The sequence below is a fragment of the Tsuneonella flava genome (genome assembly GCF_002870965.1).
Taxonomy (GTDB): Bacteria; Pseudomonadota; Alphaproteobacteria; order Sphingomonadales; family Sphingomonadaceae; genus Tsuneonella; species Tsuneonella flava.
Genome location: NZ_PHSO01000010.1, coordinates 1 through 16823, shown reverse-complemented (window position 1 = coordinate 16823; position 16823 = coordinate 1). Strand labels below are relative to the sequence as shown.

The 16823-nt window shown below is 63.2% G+C and carries 14 protein-coding genes and 1 tRNA gene; 2 read left to right on the top strand and 13 right to left on the bottom strand.

From position 1 onward, the window contains the following. From fabF to aspS, 4 genes are all read right to left on the bottom strand, one after another. On the bottom strand, positions 1 to 1260 hold the full coding sequence (gene fabF / locus CV013_RS14155; RefSeq protein WP_102156355.1) for a beta-ketoacyl-ACP synthase II: 1260 nt from the start codon (positions 1258 to 1260) through the stop codon (positions 1 to 3). 99 nt (positions 1261 to 1359) lie between these two features. Next, positions 1360 to 1596: an acyl carrier protein gene (locus CV013_RS14150; RefSeq protein WP_047805955.1), complete on the bottom strand. Its 237-nt coding sequence runs from the start codon at positions 1594 to 1596 to the stop codon at positions 1360 to 1362. A 121-nt stretch (positions 1597 to 1717) separates the two neighbouring features. Then, the gene (locus tag CV013_RS14145; RefSeq protein ID WP_102156354.1) at positions 1718 to 2638 is read right to left on the bottom strand and encodes a hypothetical protein; all 921 of its coding nucleotides are present in this window, start codon (positions 2636 to 2638) and stop codon (positions 1718 to 1720) included. A 95-nt stretch (positions 2639 to 2733) separates the two neighbouring features. After that, entirely contained in the window at positions 2734 to 4533 is a 1800-nt protein-coding gene (gene aspS / locus CV013_RS14140) for an aspartate--tRNA ligase (RefSeq protein WP_102156353.1), read from the bottom strand. Positions 4534 to 4703: 170 nt separating this feature from the next. Between aspS and rnd the strand changes: the two genes are divergently transcribed. Then, complete coding sequence (gene rnd / locus CV013_RS14135) at positions 4704 to 5975, top strand: ribonuclease D (protein WP_102156352.1); 1272 nt, start codon at positions 4704 to 4706, stop codon at positions 5973 to 5975. A gap of 68 nt (positions 5976 to 6043) precedes the next feature. Beyond that, positions 6044 to 6940: a hydrogen peroxide-inducible genes activator gene (locus tag CV013_RS14130; protein WP_102156351.1), complete on the top strand. Its 897-nt coding sequence runs from the start codon at positions 6044 to 6046 to the stop codon at positions 6938 to 6940. Positions 6941 to 7758: 818 nt separating this feature from the next. On the opposite strand, the gene CV013_RS14125 is transcribed toward CV013_RS14130, so the two are convergent. The 9 genes from CV013_RS14125 to CV013_RS15960 form a co-directional block, all read right to left on the bottom strand. After that, positions 7759 to 8679 (bottom strand): NAD-dependent epimerase/dehydratase family protein, encoded by a 921-nt coding sequence (locus tag CV013_RS14125; RefSeq protein WP_102156350.1) that lies wholly within the window; start codon positions 8677 to 8679, stop codon positions 7759 to 7761. Beyond that, positions 8676 to 9809 carry a glutamate 5-kinase gene (gene proB / locus CV013_RS14120; protein ID WP_102156349.1) on the bottom strand — a complete coding sequence of 378 codons (1134 nt, stop codon included), beginning with the start codon at positions 9807 to 9809 and terminating at the stop codon, positions 8676 to 8678. Before proB ends, CV013_RS14125 begins: the two co-directional genes overlap by 4 nt. Before the next feature lie 54 nt (positions 9810 to 9863). Beyond that, positions 9864 to 10934, bottom strand: a complete 1071-nt coding sequence (gene obgE / locus CV013_RS14115) for a GTPase ObgE (RefSeq protein WP_102156348.1) — start codon at positions 10932 to 10934, stop codon at positions 9864 to 9866. Between the two features lie 119 nt (positions 10935 to 11053). After that, positions 11054 to 11129 (bottom strand) — tRNA-Ala (locus tag CV013_RS14110). 107 nt (positions 11130 to 11236) lie between these two features. Further along, positions 11237 to 12232, bottom strand: coding sequence for a RodZ family helix-turn-helix domain-containing protein (locus tag CV013_RS15755; RefSeq protein ID WP_190276573.1), 996 nt, complete (start codon positions 12230 to 12232; stop codon positions 11237 to 11239). A 166-nt stretch (positions 12233 to 12398) separates the two neighbouring features. Continuing rightward, a complete protein-coding gene (locus tag CV013_RS14095; protein WP_102156346.1) occupies positions 12399 to 13133 on the bottom strand; it encodes a Bax inhibitor-1/YccA family protein in 735 nt (244 codons plus the stop codon). A 110-nt stretch (positions 13134 to 13243) separates the two neighbouring features. Beyond that, complete coding sequence (locus tag CV013_RS14090) at positions 13244 to 14056, bottom strand: pyrroline-5-carboxylate reductase family protein (protein WP_102156419.1); 813 nt, start codon at positions 14054 to 14056, stop codon at positions 13244 to 13246. A gap of 73 nt (positions 14057 to 14129) precedes the next feature. Beyond that, the gene (locus CV013_RS14085; protein ID WP_102156418.1) at positions 14130 to 14636 is read right to left on the bottom strand and encodes a type III secretion system chaperone family protein; all 507 of its coding nucleotides are present in this window, start codon (positions 14634 to 14636) and stop codon (positions 14130 to 14132) included. A gap of 145 nt (positions 14637 to 14781) precedes the next feature. Continuing rightward, positions 14782 to 16611, bottom strand: coding sequence for a tetratricopeptide repeat protein (locus CV013_RS15960; RefSeq protein ID WP_123640017.1), 1830 nt, complete (start codon positions 16609 to 16611; stop codon positions 14782 to 14784). Positions 16612 to 16823: the final 212 nt, after the last annotated feature.

The window sequence follows — 16823 nt, the reverse complement described above, 5'->3', positions numbered from 1 at the left end:
TCAGTCGACCTTCTTCATGATCAGCGAGGCATTGGTCCCGCCGAACCCGAAGCTGTTGTTGAGCACCGCCTTCACTTCGCGCTTCTTCGCGACGTGAGGCACCAGGTCGACGCCTTCGGTCCCTTCGTCGGGATCGTCAAGGTTCAGCGTTGGCGGCACGATCTGATCGCGCATGGCGAGGATGCAGAACACCGCCTCCACCGCACCGGCACCGCCGAGCAGGTGGCCGATGGCCGATTTCGTGCTGCTCATCGATGCACCGCTCAGATCGTCGCCCAGAACGCGCTTCACTGCAGCCAGTTCGATGGTGTCGGCCATCGTGCTGGTGCCGTGCGCGTTGACGTAATCGATGTCGCCCGGTTCCATTCCGGCCTTGCGGAGTGCCATCCGCATGGCGAGTTCGGCACCCTTCCCTTCGGGATGCGGTGCAGTGACGTGATAGGCATCGCCCGACAGACCATAGCCGACCACTTCGGCATAGATCTTCGCACCACGCGCCTTGGCGTGTTCGTATTCTTCCAGAACGACAACGCCGGCACCTTCGCCCATCACAAAGCCATCGCGGCCCTTATCATAGGGGCGACTGGCCTCTGTCGGGCGATCGTTCATGCTCGTATTCAGCGCGCGTGCCTGAGCGAAACCGGCCACACCCAGCGGGTTGATCGTGCTTTCCGCACCGCCCGCCAGCATTACGTCGGCATCGCCATCCTTGATCATCCGCGCGGCATCGCCAATCGAGTGCGCGCCGGTAGAGCAGGCGGTGACGACCGCATGGTTCGGCCCCATCAGGCCGTATTTGATCGAAACCTGCCCGCTGATCAGGTTGATGAGACGCCCATGCACGAAATGCGGGCTGACCCGGCCGGGGCCGCGTTCGTGCAGGTTGACCGATTCGATCTCGATCCCCGGCAGGCCGCCGATCCCGGAACCGATCGAACAACCGGCGCGGGTTTTCAGATCGTCGTCCATATCGGTGAGCCCGGCATCTTCGAGCGCCTGACCGGCGGCATCGATGCCGTATACGATGAACGGATCGACCTGACGCTGGATCTTGTGATCCACGCGCTTGTCAGGATCGAAGCCGAATTCGTGATCCTTGGGCTTCACTTCGCACGCGATGGTGCATTTCTGCCCTTCGGTATCGAACCGGGTAATCGTACCTGCACCGCTTTTCCCGGCGATGAGGTTTTTCCACGAAGTTTCCACGTCCGCCCCCAGCGGGGTGACGAGGCCGAGTCCGGTAACGACGACACGACGCATACTGCTCTCCAATATATACAACAGGCCCGGCCCCGCGGCGGGGACGAGCCTGTTTATGCCCCGCCGACTTGCCGTCAGGCGAGCACGGCGGGCAGGGCCTTAGCCCTTGTGCTCTTCAATGTACTTGGTCGCGTCGCCGACGGTCGTGATCTTTTCGGCAGCGTCATCAGGGATTTCGACCCCGAATTCTTCTTCGAAAGCCATGACCAGTTCAACGATGTCGAGGCTGTCGGCACCGAGATCGTCAATGAAGCTGGCGTCCTGGGTGACCTTGTCGGCTTCGACGCCGAGATGTTCGACGACAATTTTCTGCACGCGGTCGGCGGTATCGCTCATAATGGTCCCTCTTCGAACTTGGGGTGTATGGTTGGGTTTCGCCCTAATCAACGGGCGGCGGGCTGGCAAGTGCCGCGTAGGTATTCATTCCACTGCCAAATTGTAGTTATTGCACCAGCGGTCATCCCCCTGTGCGGGCGGCGAATTGCCGGTTCGCCCGAATCGTATCGTCGATACGCCGCAGACCTTCGTTGGCTTCACCGCGCCCCGCCGTCATATTTGCCACTCGTTCATACTGTCTGCGGGCGGTCTCCAGATCGCCATCGTGTTCGGCACACAGACCGATGTTGAACGCGACAGACGGCTGATTGCCGGAATCGGCCCCCATCGTGCGCCAGACACGGCATGCCCCCTCCTGATCGCGCTTGGTCAGGCGCAGGGCATCCTTGAACGCCGTTGCGGCGGTTTTATCCAGACCCCGGCGGTTTTCCATCACACGGATATTCTGCCGCATCAGGGCCGGAGTAAGTGCTGCGACAGTGCGCTCTACCAGCTCGGCAACCAGCTTACGCCGGACGCGCGACCAATCGGGCTGAACACCGTCGGCGCAGGATTGCCGGGTGTCCGTCATCGCCTTTTCGTCGGAATAGAGCAACGCGCCGGCTGCATCGGTCAGGCGAAGTGTCGGGCGCAACGTCAACTGCTCATACTTGCAATCGATTTTGCGCGTTTCTTTCGCCGTGCAATTGCCGTCCTTATCTCTGTCGCGGCATTCCTCTTTCGTTTTCTGATATCTCGAACTGATCTTGATGTCGCTTTCGACCGAACCGTAAAGCCCACCTTTCACGTCCGCTTTCACCCCCGCGGGCACAACGCGCAACCAGGGCCGCCCATCTGGCCCCGCCGCGCGTAACGCATCTTCAATCGCGACAGCCGCTGCGGCACCGTCGCGGCCGCCGAACTGCTGGATAGAAATCGTATCGAGCGCAGCAACCGCGTCGCTGACAGCCGGACGGCCCACAGGCACAGTCAAAGTCTCCGCTGCAGCGGGGGCTGCAACACCAATGGAAAGCGCCATGCCAAATCGAATGAAAGGATCCATATCACCTGCCGGTATTTAAAGATCCCGTGCCGCAAATAATGATGCGACGGAATAAGTCAAACCGGACAGATAACCCCCGTACGGGAGGTGGGTAATCAATCCTCTGTGGCTGGCTTTTCCTGCTTCGGCGGTTCGATCGTGCGGATATGCACATCGCGCAACTGGCGAGCGGATACCGCGCTGGGCGCGCCCATCATCAGATCCTGCGCCCGCTGGTTGAGCGGGAAGGCGATGACTTCGCGGATATTCGGCTCGTCGGCCAGCAGCATCACGATCCGGTCGATCCCCGGTGCGGAGCCACCGTGCGGCGGTGCGCCGAGCTTGAACGCTTCGATCATGCCGGAGAAATTGCTGTCCACATCTTCGCGGGTGTACCCGGCCAGTTCGAACGCCTTGTACATGATATCCGGGCGGTGGTTACGGATCGCCCCGCTCGACAGTTCATATCCGTTGCAGACGATGTCGTACTGCCACGCCTTGATATCGAGCGGATCCTGCGTTTCCAGCGCCTCCATCTCGCCCTGCGGCATCGAGAACGGGTTGTGGCTAAAATCGATCTTCTTCGCCTCTTCGTCGTATTCGAACATCGGGAAATCGACGATCCAGCAGAATTCGAAGCGATCGTCGGGGATCAAGCCCAGTTCTTCGCCCACACGGGTGCGCGCGGCACCGGCCAGCTTGACCGCGTCGCCCTGCTTGCCAGCGGCGAAGAACAGGCCGTCGTTCTCGCCCAGCCCCAGCTCGGCGTAGATCTTCGCCATGTTGTCGGGTCCGTGGTTCTTGGCAATCGGGCCGCCGAATTCGCCACCCTTGCGCGTGACATAGCCGAGGCCCGCGAACCCTTCCTTGCGCGCCCAGTCATTCATATCGTCGAAGAACTTACGGCTCTTCTCGTGCGTGCCCGGCGCCGGGATCGCGCGGACCACGCCGCCGGTGCCGACAATCTTCTCGAACAGGCCAAAGCCCGACTGCTGGAAGTGATCGGATACGTCCGAAATAATCAGCGGGTTACGCAGATCGGGCTTGTCGCTGCCATATTTCAGCATCGCTTCGGCATAGGGGATACGCGGGAAGCTGCCTGCCGGCGTCACGCTCTTGCCGCCCGAAAATTCCTCGAACACCCCGGCCAGCACCGGTTCAATGGCATTGAACACGTCTTCCTGGGTGACGAAGCTCATTTCGAAATCGAGCTGGTAGAATTCCGGGCTGCGGTCGGCACGCAGGTCTTCGTCGCGGAAACAGGGGGCGATCTGGAAATAGCGGTCGAACCCGGCCACCATCAGCAACTGTTTGAACATCTGCGGCGCCTGCGGCAGCGCGTAGAACGTGCCGGGATGCAGGCGGCTGGGCACGATATAGTCGCGCGCGCCTTCGGGGCTGGAGGCCGCGAGGATCGGGGTCTGGAATTCGGTGAAGCCCTGATCGATCATCCGGCGGCGCAAGCTGGCGATCACGTTGGAACGCAGCACGATGTTGTTGTGCACCCGTTCGCGCCGCAGATCGACGAAACGGTATTTCAGACGGGTTTCTTCGGGATAATCTTCCGCCGAATTGACGATCAGCGGCAGTTCGTCTGCCGTGCTCTGCACCGTTACGGCGCGGGCGAACACTTCGATTTCGCCGGTCGGCAGGTTGGGATTGACCGTACCTTCGGCGCGCGCCTTCACTTCGCCATCGATAGTGACGACCGATTCCAGCCGCAGCCCGTCGAGAATCGGCAGCGCGGGGCTGTCTTCGTCGGCAACGATCTGCGTCAGGCCATAGTGATCGCGCAGGTCCACGAACAGCACCCCGCCATGATCGCGCTTGCGATGGACCCAGCCCGAAAGGCGGACGGTTTCGCCAACATTGCCCTTCGACAGGGCCGCGCAGTTGTGGGTACGATAGGCGTGCATCTAAAAACTTTCCAATTTCGGGGCTATGGCGCTAGGTGCCTCGCGCGTATTGCGCGGGTTCGCGCTCCTTTAGCAGGAAACGCGCGCGCTAACAGGGCAAGGGCGGGCTTTTGTCAAGGCACACTCTGTCCGGTGGGTGGCACTCCGCCCGAACCATGAAATGAAGACAGATGAAAATACATGACCTGATTACCACTACCGAAGCCCTCGCCGATCTGTGCGAAAGGCTGGCGCAAAGCGATTTCGTTACCGTCGATACCGAATTCATGCGCGAGAACACCTATTGGCCCGAACTGTGCCTGGTGCAGATCGCCAATACCGAAGAGGCAGCGGCGATCGATCCGCTGGCCGAAGGGATCGATCTGCAACCGCTGCTCGATCTGATGTGCGACAACGAAGACGTGCTGAAGATCTTCCACGCCGGGGGGCAGGATGTGGAAATCATCTACAACCTCACCGGCAAGACCCCGCACCCGATTTTCGATACCCAGATCGCGATGATGGCGATCAGCCAGTCCGAACAGATCGGCTATGCCAATCTGGTGGAAGCATGGCTTGGCCTCACTATCGACAAGGGCGCGCGCTTCACCGACTGGAGCCGCCGCCCGTTGACCGAACGGCAGATCGAATATGCCATCGGGGACGTGACACATCTTTCAAAAATATTCCCCAAGATACTGAAAAAACTTATAAAAACAGAGCGCGGATCGTGGCTCGACGCGGAAATGGACAAACTGGCCGATCCGTCGAACTACGCCAACGATCCCGGCAAGGCATGGCAACGCATTCGCGCGCCCAGCCGTAATGCCGCCGTGCTTGGCCGTCTGAAAGATCTCGCCGCCTGGCGCGAAGGGGAGGCGCAGCACAAGAATATCCCGCGCGGGCGGATCATGCGCGATGAAACGCTGGCCGATCTCGCCAGCCATCCGCCCAAGAAACAGGCCGATCTCGTCAAAGTGCGCGGCCTGTCAAATGCGTGGAAAGACAACGATATAGGCAAACGCCTGATGAAAGTGCTCGAAGCGGCCGAACCGCTCGGCAAAGACGAGATGCCCGACAAGCCCAAGCGCGGCGCCCCGCTGGGCAAGGAAGGCGCGCTGGTGGCCGACCTGCTCAAGCTGCTACTCAAGATCCGCAGCCGCGAAATCGACGTGGCCAGCCGCCTGCTGACCCGCAGCGACGAGATGGAGGCCCTCGCCGCCGGTATCCGCGATCTGCCGATCCTGAAAGGCTGGCGATACGAAGTGTTCGGGCGCGATGCGCTCGATCTGGTCGAAGGCAAGCTGGCGTTCGCAGTAGAGAACGGGCGTCTCAAGATGACCCATATCGACGATGTGGAACCGGGCGATCGGACCAGCGAGACCGACAGCACCGAAACCGCCAGCGACGTGGATGATGCAGCGGGTGACGCAGCGGGTGACGAGGCACTGGCGGCAGAATAATCCGCCCCTCCTCACCCTTCACCGTATGCCGGTTGGCCAACGCAGGGTGACAGGGTAGAGAGGGAGCGATGTCCACATACCTCCCTACGATCAAGCAGCTTCAGTACCTCGTCGCGCTGCACGAACATGGCCATTTCGGCCACGCGGCGGAGGCCAGCTTCGTTTCGCAATCGACTCTGTCCGCCGGGATTCGCGAGCTGGAATCGTTGCTGGGTGTCACTTTGGTCGAGCGCAGTCGGCGCGTGGTTCGGTTCACGCCGCTGGGCGAACGGGTTGTGGCCAAGGCGCACCGCCTGCTGCGCGAAGCGGAGGAGCTGAGCGATCTGGTGCTGGCCAGTGGCAAGCCGTTATCGGGCGAACTCCGCATAAGCGTGATCCCCACGATTGCGCCGTTCATGCTGCCGCGCATCCTGCCGCGCCTGCGGAAGGATCGCCCCGGTCTCAAGCTGTTCCTGCGTGAAGAGACCACCGATCATGCGCTGGAAAGCCTGCATCACGGGCGCGCCGATTGCGTGCTGATGGCCCTCCCCTTCGCCACCGGCGAAATCGAAAGCGCGCATATCGCCACCGACCGACTGTTCGTGGCCTTCCCCAAAAACGATCCGCGCGATCCGCCCGATCAGGTGCCGCCATCGATGATCGACGAAGGCCGCCTGCTGATGCTGGAGGATGGGCACTGCCTGAAAGACCACGCGCTGGCCGCCTGCAACCGCCCCGAATTGCGCGCCAGCGCGACGATGATCGGCACCAGCCTGCATACTCTGGTGCAAATGGTCGATAACGGGCTCGGCCTGACGATGTTGCCCGAAATGGCCATCGACGCGGGCATCCTGCGCGACACCGAAGTCGTCGCCCGCCCGCTGAAGGGCAAGACACCGGGCCGCGAAATCGCACTGATCTGGCGCAAGAACTCTCCGCGCGGGGACGAATTCCGATTGCTGGCGGAAGAACTGCGCGCGGGGTAGTTACCGCCTGTCGTCCGTGTGTTGGGGGGAAGCGCTGTTCTTTTCGTGCTGTGCCACAGGAAGCTGGACCCCGGCTCGGGGGCCGGGGTGACGGTGGGGGTTGGTCGGTTCTGGCAGGCGGATAAGACACGGCGATCTGGCGAGTGCGCTTCGCTTCGCCGCACCCACCTGCCACGCCACCACCAACCGCCGTCCCGCGCGACCGTGACAATCCGCCTCCACAGCACCACACGCCCGCAACAAACCACACCGTCGCCCCGGACTTGATCCGGGGCCCCGCTGTTCTCCTCGCCCCGCGCCACAGGAAGCTGGCCCCCTGCTCAGGGGCCGGGGTGACGATGCAACTTGGCGCGCTCTGACAGGCGGATGAGGTGCGGCGATCTGGCGAGCGGGTAGCTCCGCACCCACCTGCCCCACGAGCACTGCACGCCATGCCTCCGCACCACTCCACGATGACAGCGCCATACACCCGCAACCCCATGCACCGTCGCCCCGGACCTGATCCGGGGCCCCGCTGCTCTCCTCGCCCCGCGCCACAGGAAGCTGGCCCCCGGCGCTGAGGCCGGGGTGACGATGCGGTTGGGTCCGCACTGGCGGGCGGATAAGGTGCGCGATCGCCCTCCCCGCGATTGCCGCAGTCCTACATCGGTGCGATCGGGCATTTCACGGCCAATGCGACGCTTTCCTGCCAACCATACCTCTGAAACACGGGCGATTTTCCTCGCAATCCGGCAGAGGACTTTTTTGGATCAGGACAGTGTAACATGTGGTCCATGTCTCGCCGGGCAGTGCCGCGAAAAAGGCAGGCTTTCAGTCTGTCAGAGCCAGCCTTGCGCGCGATACCAGCGGGCGGTCGCCGCCAGTCCGTCGGCAGTCGGGATATGCGGTCGCCACACCGATGGGGGGACATGGAACGCGGGCCGCGCCACCCAGTCGGGGTGTGTCATATACCCTACCCTGTCAGGCGTCAGCCGCGCACCCGTGCCGCGCACCAGCCGGTCGATCCGCGCACCGAGCAACAGGATCGCTTTCGGCAACGACAGCACCAGCGGCCGCTTGCCCACTGCTTCACCGATCAGCAGCGCCATTTCCACATGCGTCAGCCCGCCCGGATGCCCATCGTCGGGTTCGAACAGCTTGCCGCTCACTGCTTCGCCGCCGGGGATCAGCGCCGCCAGCAATGCCGCGAGATCGTCCACATGGATCAGCGAAACGTGCCCCGGCGGCGGCACCGGGACGATGCCCAGCTTCGCCATACGGAACAGTTCGAACATGTCGCGATCGCGCGGGCCATACACCGCCGGGGGGCGCACGACGGTCCAGTCGCGGTCGCTTTCCATCACCAGCCGTTCGGCGCGCTCCTTCGATGCGCCGTATGCCGAGAGCTGCGGCTCGCGCGCAGACAGCGACGATACGCAGACGAAGCGCGCCACCCCGGCTTGCTCCGCTGCCGCCAGCAAGTTGCGTGTGCCATCGACATTGGCCACCTCGAACGCGGCGGTATCGGGCGCATTGGTCAGCCCGGCGACATGGACCACCGCATCGACCCCCGCGACCAGCCGCGCCAGCGCCTCATTGTCGCTCAGCCCGCCCTGCACCCATTCGATATCGCCCCGTTCCGCCGGGATCGAGCGCGCCAGCGCGCGGACCCGCACCCCTCTGGCAGCGAGGGCTTCGCGTGTCGCCTGTCCGACAAAGCCAGTCCCGCCAGTCAGCGCGACGAGCGGCGGCTGGGTCACAGCAGAACCATGTGATCGCGGTGAACCACCGCCGCGCGGGGGGTATAGCCGAGCAGCTCGGCCTGCTCTGCACCCTTGTGGCCCGCGATCTTGCGCGATTCGTCGGCATCGTATTCGGCCAGACCCTGCGCGACAGGCACTCCATCGGCGGAGGCGATCGTGACCACGTCACCCCGCTTGAACGCGCCATCGACATTGGTGACCCCGGCGGCCAGCAAGCTGGCGCCTTTGCCCAGCGCGGCCTTCGCCCCATCGTCCACCGTCAGCGTGCCCTTGATCGCGATACGGCCACCCAGCCACGCCTTGCGCCCGGCATCGTTGCGGCGGGGCGCGAACACGCTGGCGCGATCCGAATGGAGCGCGCACGACAGCGGCTGTTCGTGCAGGCCGTTGATGATGGCCAGCGCGATCCCGGCGCGAGTGGCAATCTCTGCCGCCTGGATCTTCGAGGTCATCCCGCCAGAGCCCATGCCCGATGCCGAACCGCCATCGGCCATCGCCCGGATGCGCGCATCGACCTTCTGGATCAGAGGGATAAGCTGCGCCCCCTCTTCCTTGGGATTACGGTCGTACAAGCCGTCCACATCGCTCAGCAACACGATGGCATCGGCCTGCGCCGCCTGTGCCACACGCGCGCCGAGACGGTCGTTATCCCCGAAACGAATGCCCCATGTGGCCACCGAGTCGTTCTCGTTCACCACTGGCACTGCGCCGCATTCGAGCAGGTGGACCAGCGTTGCCGAAGCGTTGAGATACCGCCGCCGATCCTCCAGATCGTCCAGCGTAACCAGCATCTGGGCCGCGGCAATGTCGTTCTGCCCCAGCAGTTCGGCCCACAGGCCGGAAAGCTCGATCTGGCCCACCGCAGCCGCCGCCTGCGCGTCGGCCAGACTGGCGCGGCCACCCTTTTCCAGACCCAGCCGCGCCGCGCCCAGCGCAATCGCGCCGGAGCTGACGACAGCCACCTGCTGCCCATTGGAGCGGGCCGTGGCGATTTCCTCCACGAGGCTCTCCAGCCATTCGCGTCGCACCGAACCGTCTTTGCCGACAAGCAGGGCGGACCCCACCTTGATGACGAGACGGGGGCAGGCGACGGGATCGAACAGATCGGAAAGAGTGGAAACAGTCATGCGCGGGCATGTAGCGAAGGATCGCGCGCGCGTCACCCGGTCAGACGAAGTACCTCAGATTGGGGACCAATCTGGCAGGCCGTCGCCCTCCTCATCGTCGTTCCGTTCGAGCTCGACACCTTTGGTCTCGGTCGCGGTGCGTTCGGGGAGATAGGCCAGCAACGCATCCATCAGTTCGCTCACGCCCTGACCGGTGGCGCCGGAGATCGCAAACACCTTGTCCGCCCCGGCGGCGCGCAGTTCGGCGGCGAAACCTTCCACCAGTTCGGCATCGGCCAGATCGACCTTGTTCAGCACGATCAGGCGCGGCTTATCCTCCAGCCCTTCGCCATATGCCTCCAGTTCCGCGACGACGGTCTGCATCGCTTCTGCCGGGTCTTCGCCAGAGATATCAACCAGATGGATCAACGCGCGGCAGCGCTCGATATGGCCAAGAAACCGGTCGCCGATCCCCGCTCCATCCGCAGCCCCTTCGATCAGGCCGGGGATGTCCGCCAGCACGAATTCGCGCCCCTTGTGCCGCACCACGCCCAGCTTCGGCACCAGCGTGGTGAACGCATAATGGCCGACCTTCGCCTGCGCGTTCGACACCTGATTGATGAACGTGCTCTTGCCTGCATTGGGCAGACCGACCAGTCCGACATCGGCCAGCAGCTTCAGCCGCAGCCAGACCCACATTTCCTGCGCCGGTTCCCCCGGCTGATGCTGACGCGGGGCACGGTTGGTGCTGGTCTTGTAACTGGCGTTGCCACGCCCGCCCATCCCGCCTTCGAGGATGACGAGGCGCTGGCCCACTTCGGTAAAGTCAGCGATCACGTCTTCGCGGTCTTCGGACAGAACCTGCGTACCGACCGGCACCTGTATCACCAGATCGGGCGCGCTGGCGCCGGTGCGGTCCTTACCCATACCGTGGGCGCCGCGCTGCGCCTTGAAATGCTGCGAATAACGGAAATCGATCAGCGTGTTCAGCCCCGCGACCGCTTCGAACACGACATCGCCGCCGCGCCCGCCGTTGCCGCCATCCGGCCCGCCATATTCGATGTACTTTTCGCGCCGGAAACTGACCGCACCCGGCCCACCCGCGCCGGATCGGAGATAAATCTTGGCCTGATCGAGAAAATGCATGGTTGGTCTATAGCCTCAAACACCGGATGGCGCATCAATGGACAGCAAACGCGGCCCTTAGCACCGAAGGTGCGAGGAAATCGCATACTCAATTGCGTGTACGGAAAGCAAAGACGAACTGGTGGAGCCGAGGGGGATCGAACCCCTGACCTCGTCATTGCGAACGACGCGCTCTCCCATCTGAGCTACGGCCCCGTTCCAGTTCCTCTGTCACACAGCGCCCGACGGATGCATCGGGTCTATGCCGAAGAGCGCGCCCCTTAGCGAAAGCGGCGCGCCCTGCAAAGGTCAAATCCGCTCGCTCAGCCCTCCGCGCCCGAACTGTTCCCCGGCGGGGTTGTCTGCGGCAACGTGATCGTCGGCACCGGAGTGGCGGTCGTATTCGTCGCGGGCGGAAGCGTGATCGTCGGCAGGGCAGTCTCTTCCGAAGCATTTGCCGAAGTCGCCACCTCTGCGTCAGCCGCAGCGCCCGGTACCGGCGCAGGCGTGACCGGCGTTGCGAGGGCAGCCGTCTCAGACGCGGCTACGCCGGGAACCTGGGCAGTGTCGGTTGCAGCATTCGTCATACCGGCGTTCATCGGATTATCGATCGCAGCGCCATTGCCATAGGTCGCAAGCAGAGTGCTGGTCGCGGGCTGCACACCGTATTCGGAATCCCAGGCGGCCAGATTGGTGCGATAATCTTCGTAAGACCGGAAGAAATCTTCGAACACCGAATTGAGCAACGGCAATGTTCTTAGCGAAAATGCCTCCAGATCGGCTGAACTGACCGTCATCGCCTCTGCCGATACGGCCAGCGCCGCATCGCAGAAATTCTTGCGCGCAGGCGGCATCGAATAGAAGTTATAGACCTGCGTCATATATGTGTCGAAATGGCCGCGATATTCCTTGCCGAACTTCTCGCGATATTCCTTCATCAGCGCATCGTTGGTCTTCCGCAGCACGCGACTGTCGGTGGAGAGCAGCGCCTTGTAGGCGTCCAGCACAGGCTGGTATTCCGGTTCGAGGCAGTTCAACGCCGCAACGTTAAGGGCGGAGCGCATATTCCACACCGTCTGCGCTGTACTGATCCCATAATTTACCGTGCGCCGCTTCCCGTCGAAACCAACCGGCGGAATGGTCATATTCAAGCTGGCACCGAGCGGAGGCGTCGGGCGCGGCGGAATAACCTTGGGCGGCGGTGGCGGTGGCGGGGGTGGCGGCGGCGGCGGAGGCGGCGGTGTCGCACAAGCCCCGAGAACAGCAAGCCCCGTGGCCACTGCCATCATGCGAATGCGTGAAGTGGAAAACTGAAACATGCGGCGCGGCCCTCCTCTGCCCGCATCAAATCTATAGCACCCGCAGCATTGCGGGTGGATTAAGCGGTAACTGTAACCTTCAATCGCCACAATTAAAATGCCCGAGGCGCAGTGAGCGCCCCGGGCACGATGAATCGAATCATCTTTGCGGCGAAACGAGTCCGCCTCAGCTCCGGCTGTTGCCCATGAAACGGAGCAGGAACAGGAACATGTTGATGAAGTCGAGGTACAGCGTCAACGCGCCGAGAACGATCGCCTTGCCAGCCCATTCGGTGCCGCGAAGCTGTGCATACTGCTCCTTCAGCTTCTGCGTATCGTAAGCCGTGAGGCCTGCGAAAATCAGCACACCGATGAAGCTGATGGCATACATCAGCGGGGCAGAGCCGACGAACATGTTGATCACACTCGCCACGACCAGGCCGATCACGCCCATGAGCAGGAATTTGCCCATCGCGCTCAGATCCTTGTCGGTCGTGTAACCCCACAGGCTAAGCCCTGCGAAGGCTGCTGCGGTCGCGAAGAATGTGACAGCGATCGACCCGCCTGTGTAGATCAGGAAGATCGTCGACAGCGACAGCCCCATCAGGAACGCAAAGCCCCAGTACATCGCCTGAAGCGTAGTCTTGCTGAACTTGTTCGCGCCAAAGCTCATCGCAAACACGATGGCCAGCGGCGCCAGCGCCACGATCCAGCGCATAGGGCCGGTTGCGAAAGTCAGGGCAAGGCCCGAATTCGCCGTCAGCAACGCGACGATACCGGTCAGCAGCACGCCCGAAGTCATATAGTTGTAGATCGACAGCATATGCCGACGAAGGCCCTCGTCGAAAACGACCGCGCCACCGGCGCGCGGGACCGAGCCGAAGCCCGACTGCGTCGTGCGAGGTTCATTCCAATTGGCCATTTTAAACCATCTCCTCTGGCCCGTCGCACAGATGAACGGGCTTCAAGGCAAATATCGATGGTTGGCGTGCATTTTTCAAGGAAAACCGGTCGAGAATCGACAAACCCGCATTAACCTTCGTCGCGGGCGGCCGCCGCCATCTCCCGCCCTCTGTCGCGCGCGGCGCGGAGCGTTTCGGTTAACAGCCGGGCCAGCGCATCGTCTTCGTCGAGCACGTCGAGCCCCTTTTGCGTCATCCCGCCGGGGCTGGCGACACGCCGCGCAAGGTCCGCTGGCGAATCGGGCGATTGCGCGGCGAGCGCCGCGGCCCCTTCGACCATCTGTACCGCCAGCCGCTGCGCCTGTTCGTGTTCGAGGCCGAGGCGCGTCGCCCCCGCCGCCAGCGCATCGATGAACCGATAGACGAACCCCGGCCCCGATCCGGCCAGTGCCGTCACCAGATCGAACTGCGCCTCTTCCGTCAGCCATTCGGCACTGCCCAGCATGGCAGCCATGTCCGTCACCGTTTGGCGCGCGGCATCGTCCAGACCCTGAGCGATCAGCGCATTGGGCGATTTACGCAGCGCCACCGCGAGGTTCGGCATCAGGCGCACAACGCCGCCCGCACGCGGGAACCGGCGCGCCAGACTGTCCAGCTCGACCCCCGCCAGAATCGAAATGACCACAGTGCCCGGCCCGACAACCCGTTCCAGACCATCCGCGACATCGCCCAGTTTCTGCGGCTTTACACCCACGATCACGGCATCGAACGGCTCGCCATCGGGCCAGTCGTTGATGATCGCCATCCCCGCGGGCGCTTCGGTGCGCGTGGGGTGATAGATCGTGAAAGTCGCGGCGGGCACACCTGCGGCCAGCCAGCCTTCGACCATCGCCCCGGCCATGTTACCGAACCCGACGATGAGAATGTTTTGGAAGTGAGTCATGGCGGCCATGTAGGAGCCGCGCGCCCCCACGGCTACCCCCGCCAGCCCGATCTCACCTGCTCAGCAGGCCGGTTCACGCCTCTCCGGCAGCATCGACCATCGCGCTGTCGAGCGCATCGCGCGGCGACTTGTCGCCCCACAGCACGAACTGGAATGCCGGATAGAACCGGTCGCATTCGTCGACAGCGTTTTCGATCAGGCCCTGCGCCTGGCTCAGGCTCAGCAGTCCTTCGTCGCCCAGCAACAGCCCGTGACGATAGACCAGCATCCCGCCTTGCGACCAGACATCGAAGTGCCCCAACCAGAGCTGTTCGTTGACCAGCGCCAGCAATTCATACGCCGGTTTACGCTTCCCTTCCGCCACGCGGATATCGGGCAGGCACAGCAATTGCAGTACGTTATCTGCCGTGCGCCAGATCGCGCGCACCTGATAATTGGCCCAGCTTCCCTGAATTTCGCCCGAAATTTCATCGGGGGAGATGATTTCGTGCGGCCATTGGCGGGCATCGAACAATGCAGCGAGCATATCGATCGGTGCCGCGTCATCATCTGCACGGAAGGTTTCCCGGACGGCTCTCATCGTATGATTTTTCTTGGCGACTTCATGACGCCATAGGTGGCCGATCCGCCCCATTTCCCGCAATCGCGACCGATGCGGATGCTGGGGAGAACTCGACAACCCTGTTCATAGCTTGTGCAAAACCGGTGGAAGAGTCCGATCGCAGCTACTTGAGCGGAGAAACCTTCTCGCCCTTTTCGCTGGTGAAGCGGAAACTGTCGATCCCCAAAGCCTTGAGATCGGCAATGGCCGCATCGGCCTCTTTGTTCGAAGAAAACGGGCCGGTGACCAGGCGCCGCGATTGTCCCCACTCCACAGTAAAGGCATCGCGTTTGGCCAAAACCTTGGGCGCTTTCTTGCCAAACCGGCGCCAGTCGAATGCCAATGCTTTCAAGTCCTTGCCAGTCGCGACCTGCACCCAGATGCGGCTCGGCTCTGGTGGAGGCGGCGGTGGAGGTGGCGGCGCGGGGGGCGGTGGCGGAGGCGGTGGCAGTTCACGTTTGATCTTGATCGCCGTGATATCGACCGCGCCCGCTGCCGCCTGCGAGGGCGCCTGCGGCAAAGTCAGTTCCGCAAATGCATCGGCCACGGATGGCGGCGGTGGGGGCGGTGGTGGCGGAGTAGGCTGCACGATCGGGCGCGATTCCTGCGGCAGCGCCAATGGCGGCGACGGAGGCGGTGGCGGAGTCGAGGCAGTGAAAGGCTGTACTGCCGGAGCGTCCGACACCGGGGTCGCATTGCGCGGCGCAGGTGTGATCGTGACCGGGGCGGGCGACGGAGTCTGCGCTTGCGCCTGTCGCACGTTATCGAGCTGGCTGGCAGGCTGGCTTGCCACTGTCGCCAGATCGAAGCCCGGCTTCGGGTTGCCCGATACCGGCGGCAGCTCCACCGAACCCGAAGCCTGAGGCGTCGAGGCTGGTGGCGGTGACGGCGGGGTTGATGTCGGTGGCGGAGGAGCCGCGCGTTTCATCGTTGCCCCCTCCAGCGATGGTCGGGACCGGCGAATGCCACGGTCCTGTTCCCGCGCCAGACGCCGCGCCTCTGCCGGAGTTGGTTTGCTCGGCTGCACTGCCTTGCTGGCCGGCTGGTCCGTCTTGCTGCGCGGACCCAACGGCTGCCCGGTGGGTGTTAGCCGCGAATCAACCGAACCTGCACTTGCCACTTTCGGCTGGCTGGCCGGGGGCGAATACTGCGCGAAGCGCGGATCGTCGCGACCGATCTGCGCCGCTCGGGGAAACTTGCCCAGATTGGCGGCCGCTGCCTGCTGCGCCCGCGTGAGGCGTGGCATATAATCGAGATAGGGCAGCATTTGCGCCGCCAGATCGCGCGGCATCACCGCCTCTGCAATCGAAGTCGCCTCGTCCTTCCGACCAAGGATCGCCAGACCCATCGCGCGCACGCGATAGGCCCCGAAATCGCGCTTTTGCAGCAAGGGCAGCAGGGTTTTCTCGAACCCGTCCTTATCGCCCGATATGGCCAGGCTCAGCGCAAGGCGGCGGATCGTGTCATCGTCGGCCCGGCGCGAGAGAGCCAAACGATACTGCGCCTGCGCCGAGGCGTTATCGCCCACCAGATCGTAAGCCAGTCCACGGTCGCTCGCCACCGAAACGGGATCGACCCCGGCGGAAACCGCCTGATCGAACTGGGTAATCGCATCGAGCGGGCGGTCCGAACGAAGAGCGGCTGTCGCCAGCCCCGCCTTCACCCGCGCATCGCCGGGACGCAATTCATCGGCCCGGCCGAAGAAACCGACCGCCGCGTCGATATCGTCCAGTTCCAGCGATGCATTGCCCGCATCTATCAGCGCGTTGAAATCGCTGCCATTACGCGCCAGCCGGGCGAGCGCGTCGGTCAGGTCGCCGGTCGCCGCCGGGGGCAATGGCTGAACCACAGCGTGGCTTTGCGCTGCCGCCGGAGCCGATGCCAGCGCGAGCGGCAGCAGCGCCGCCATAGATGCGGATACGCGGGCGAAGGCAGGCTTTCGGCGTTGTACCATCGGAGGCTTCATGGCCCGACGCAGCTTAGGCTCAGGACCCATTACCGGCACCATTGAGGTTTGAAGCAAAATGGCTCAGCGCAAGAAAAAAGGGCGCAGGAATATGTCAATATTTCAAGTCCTTTTGACGCCGCGATGGGCCATTTTGGTCAAATCCCTTCGGGACGTCCAAATGGCTTCCATCTCAAGTCAAACCACCCTTGGAAAGGCGG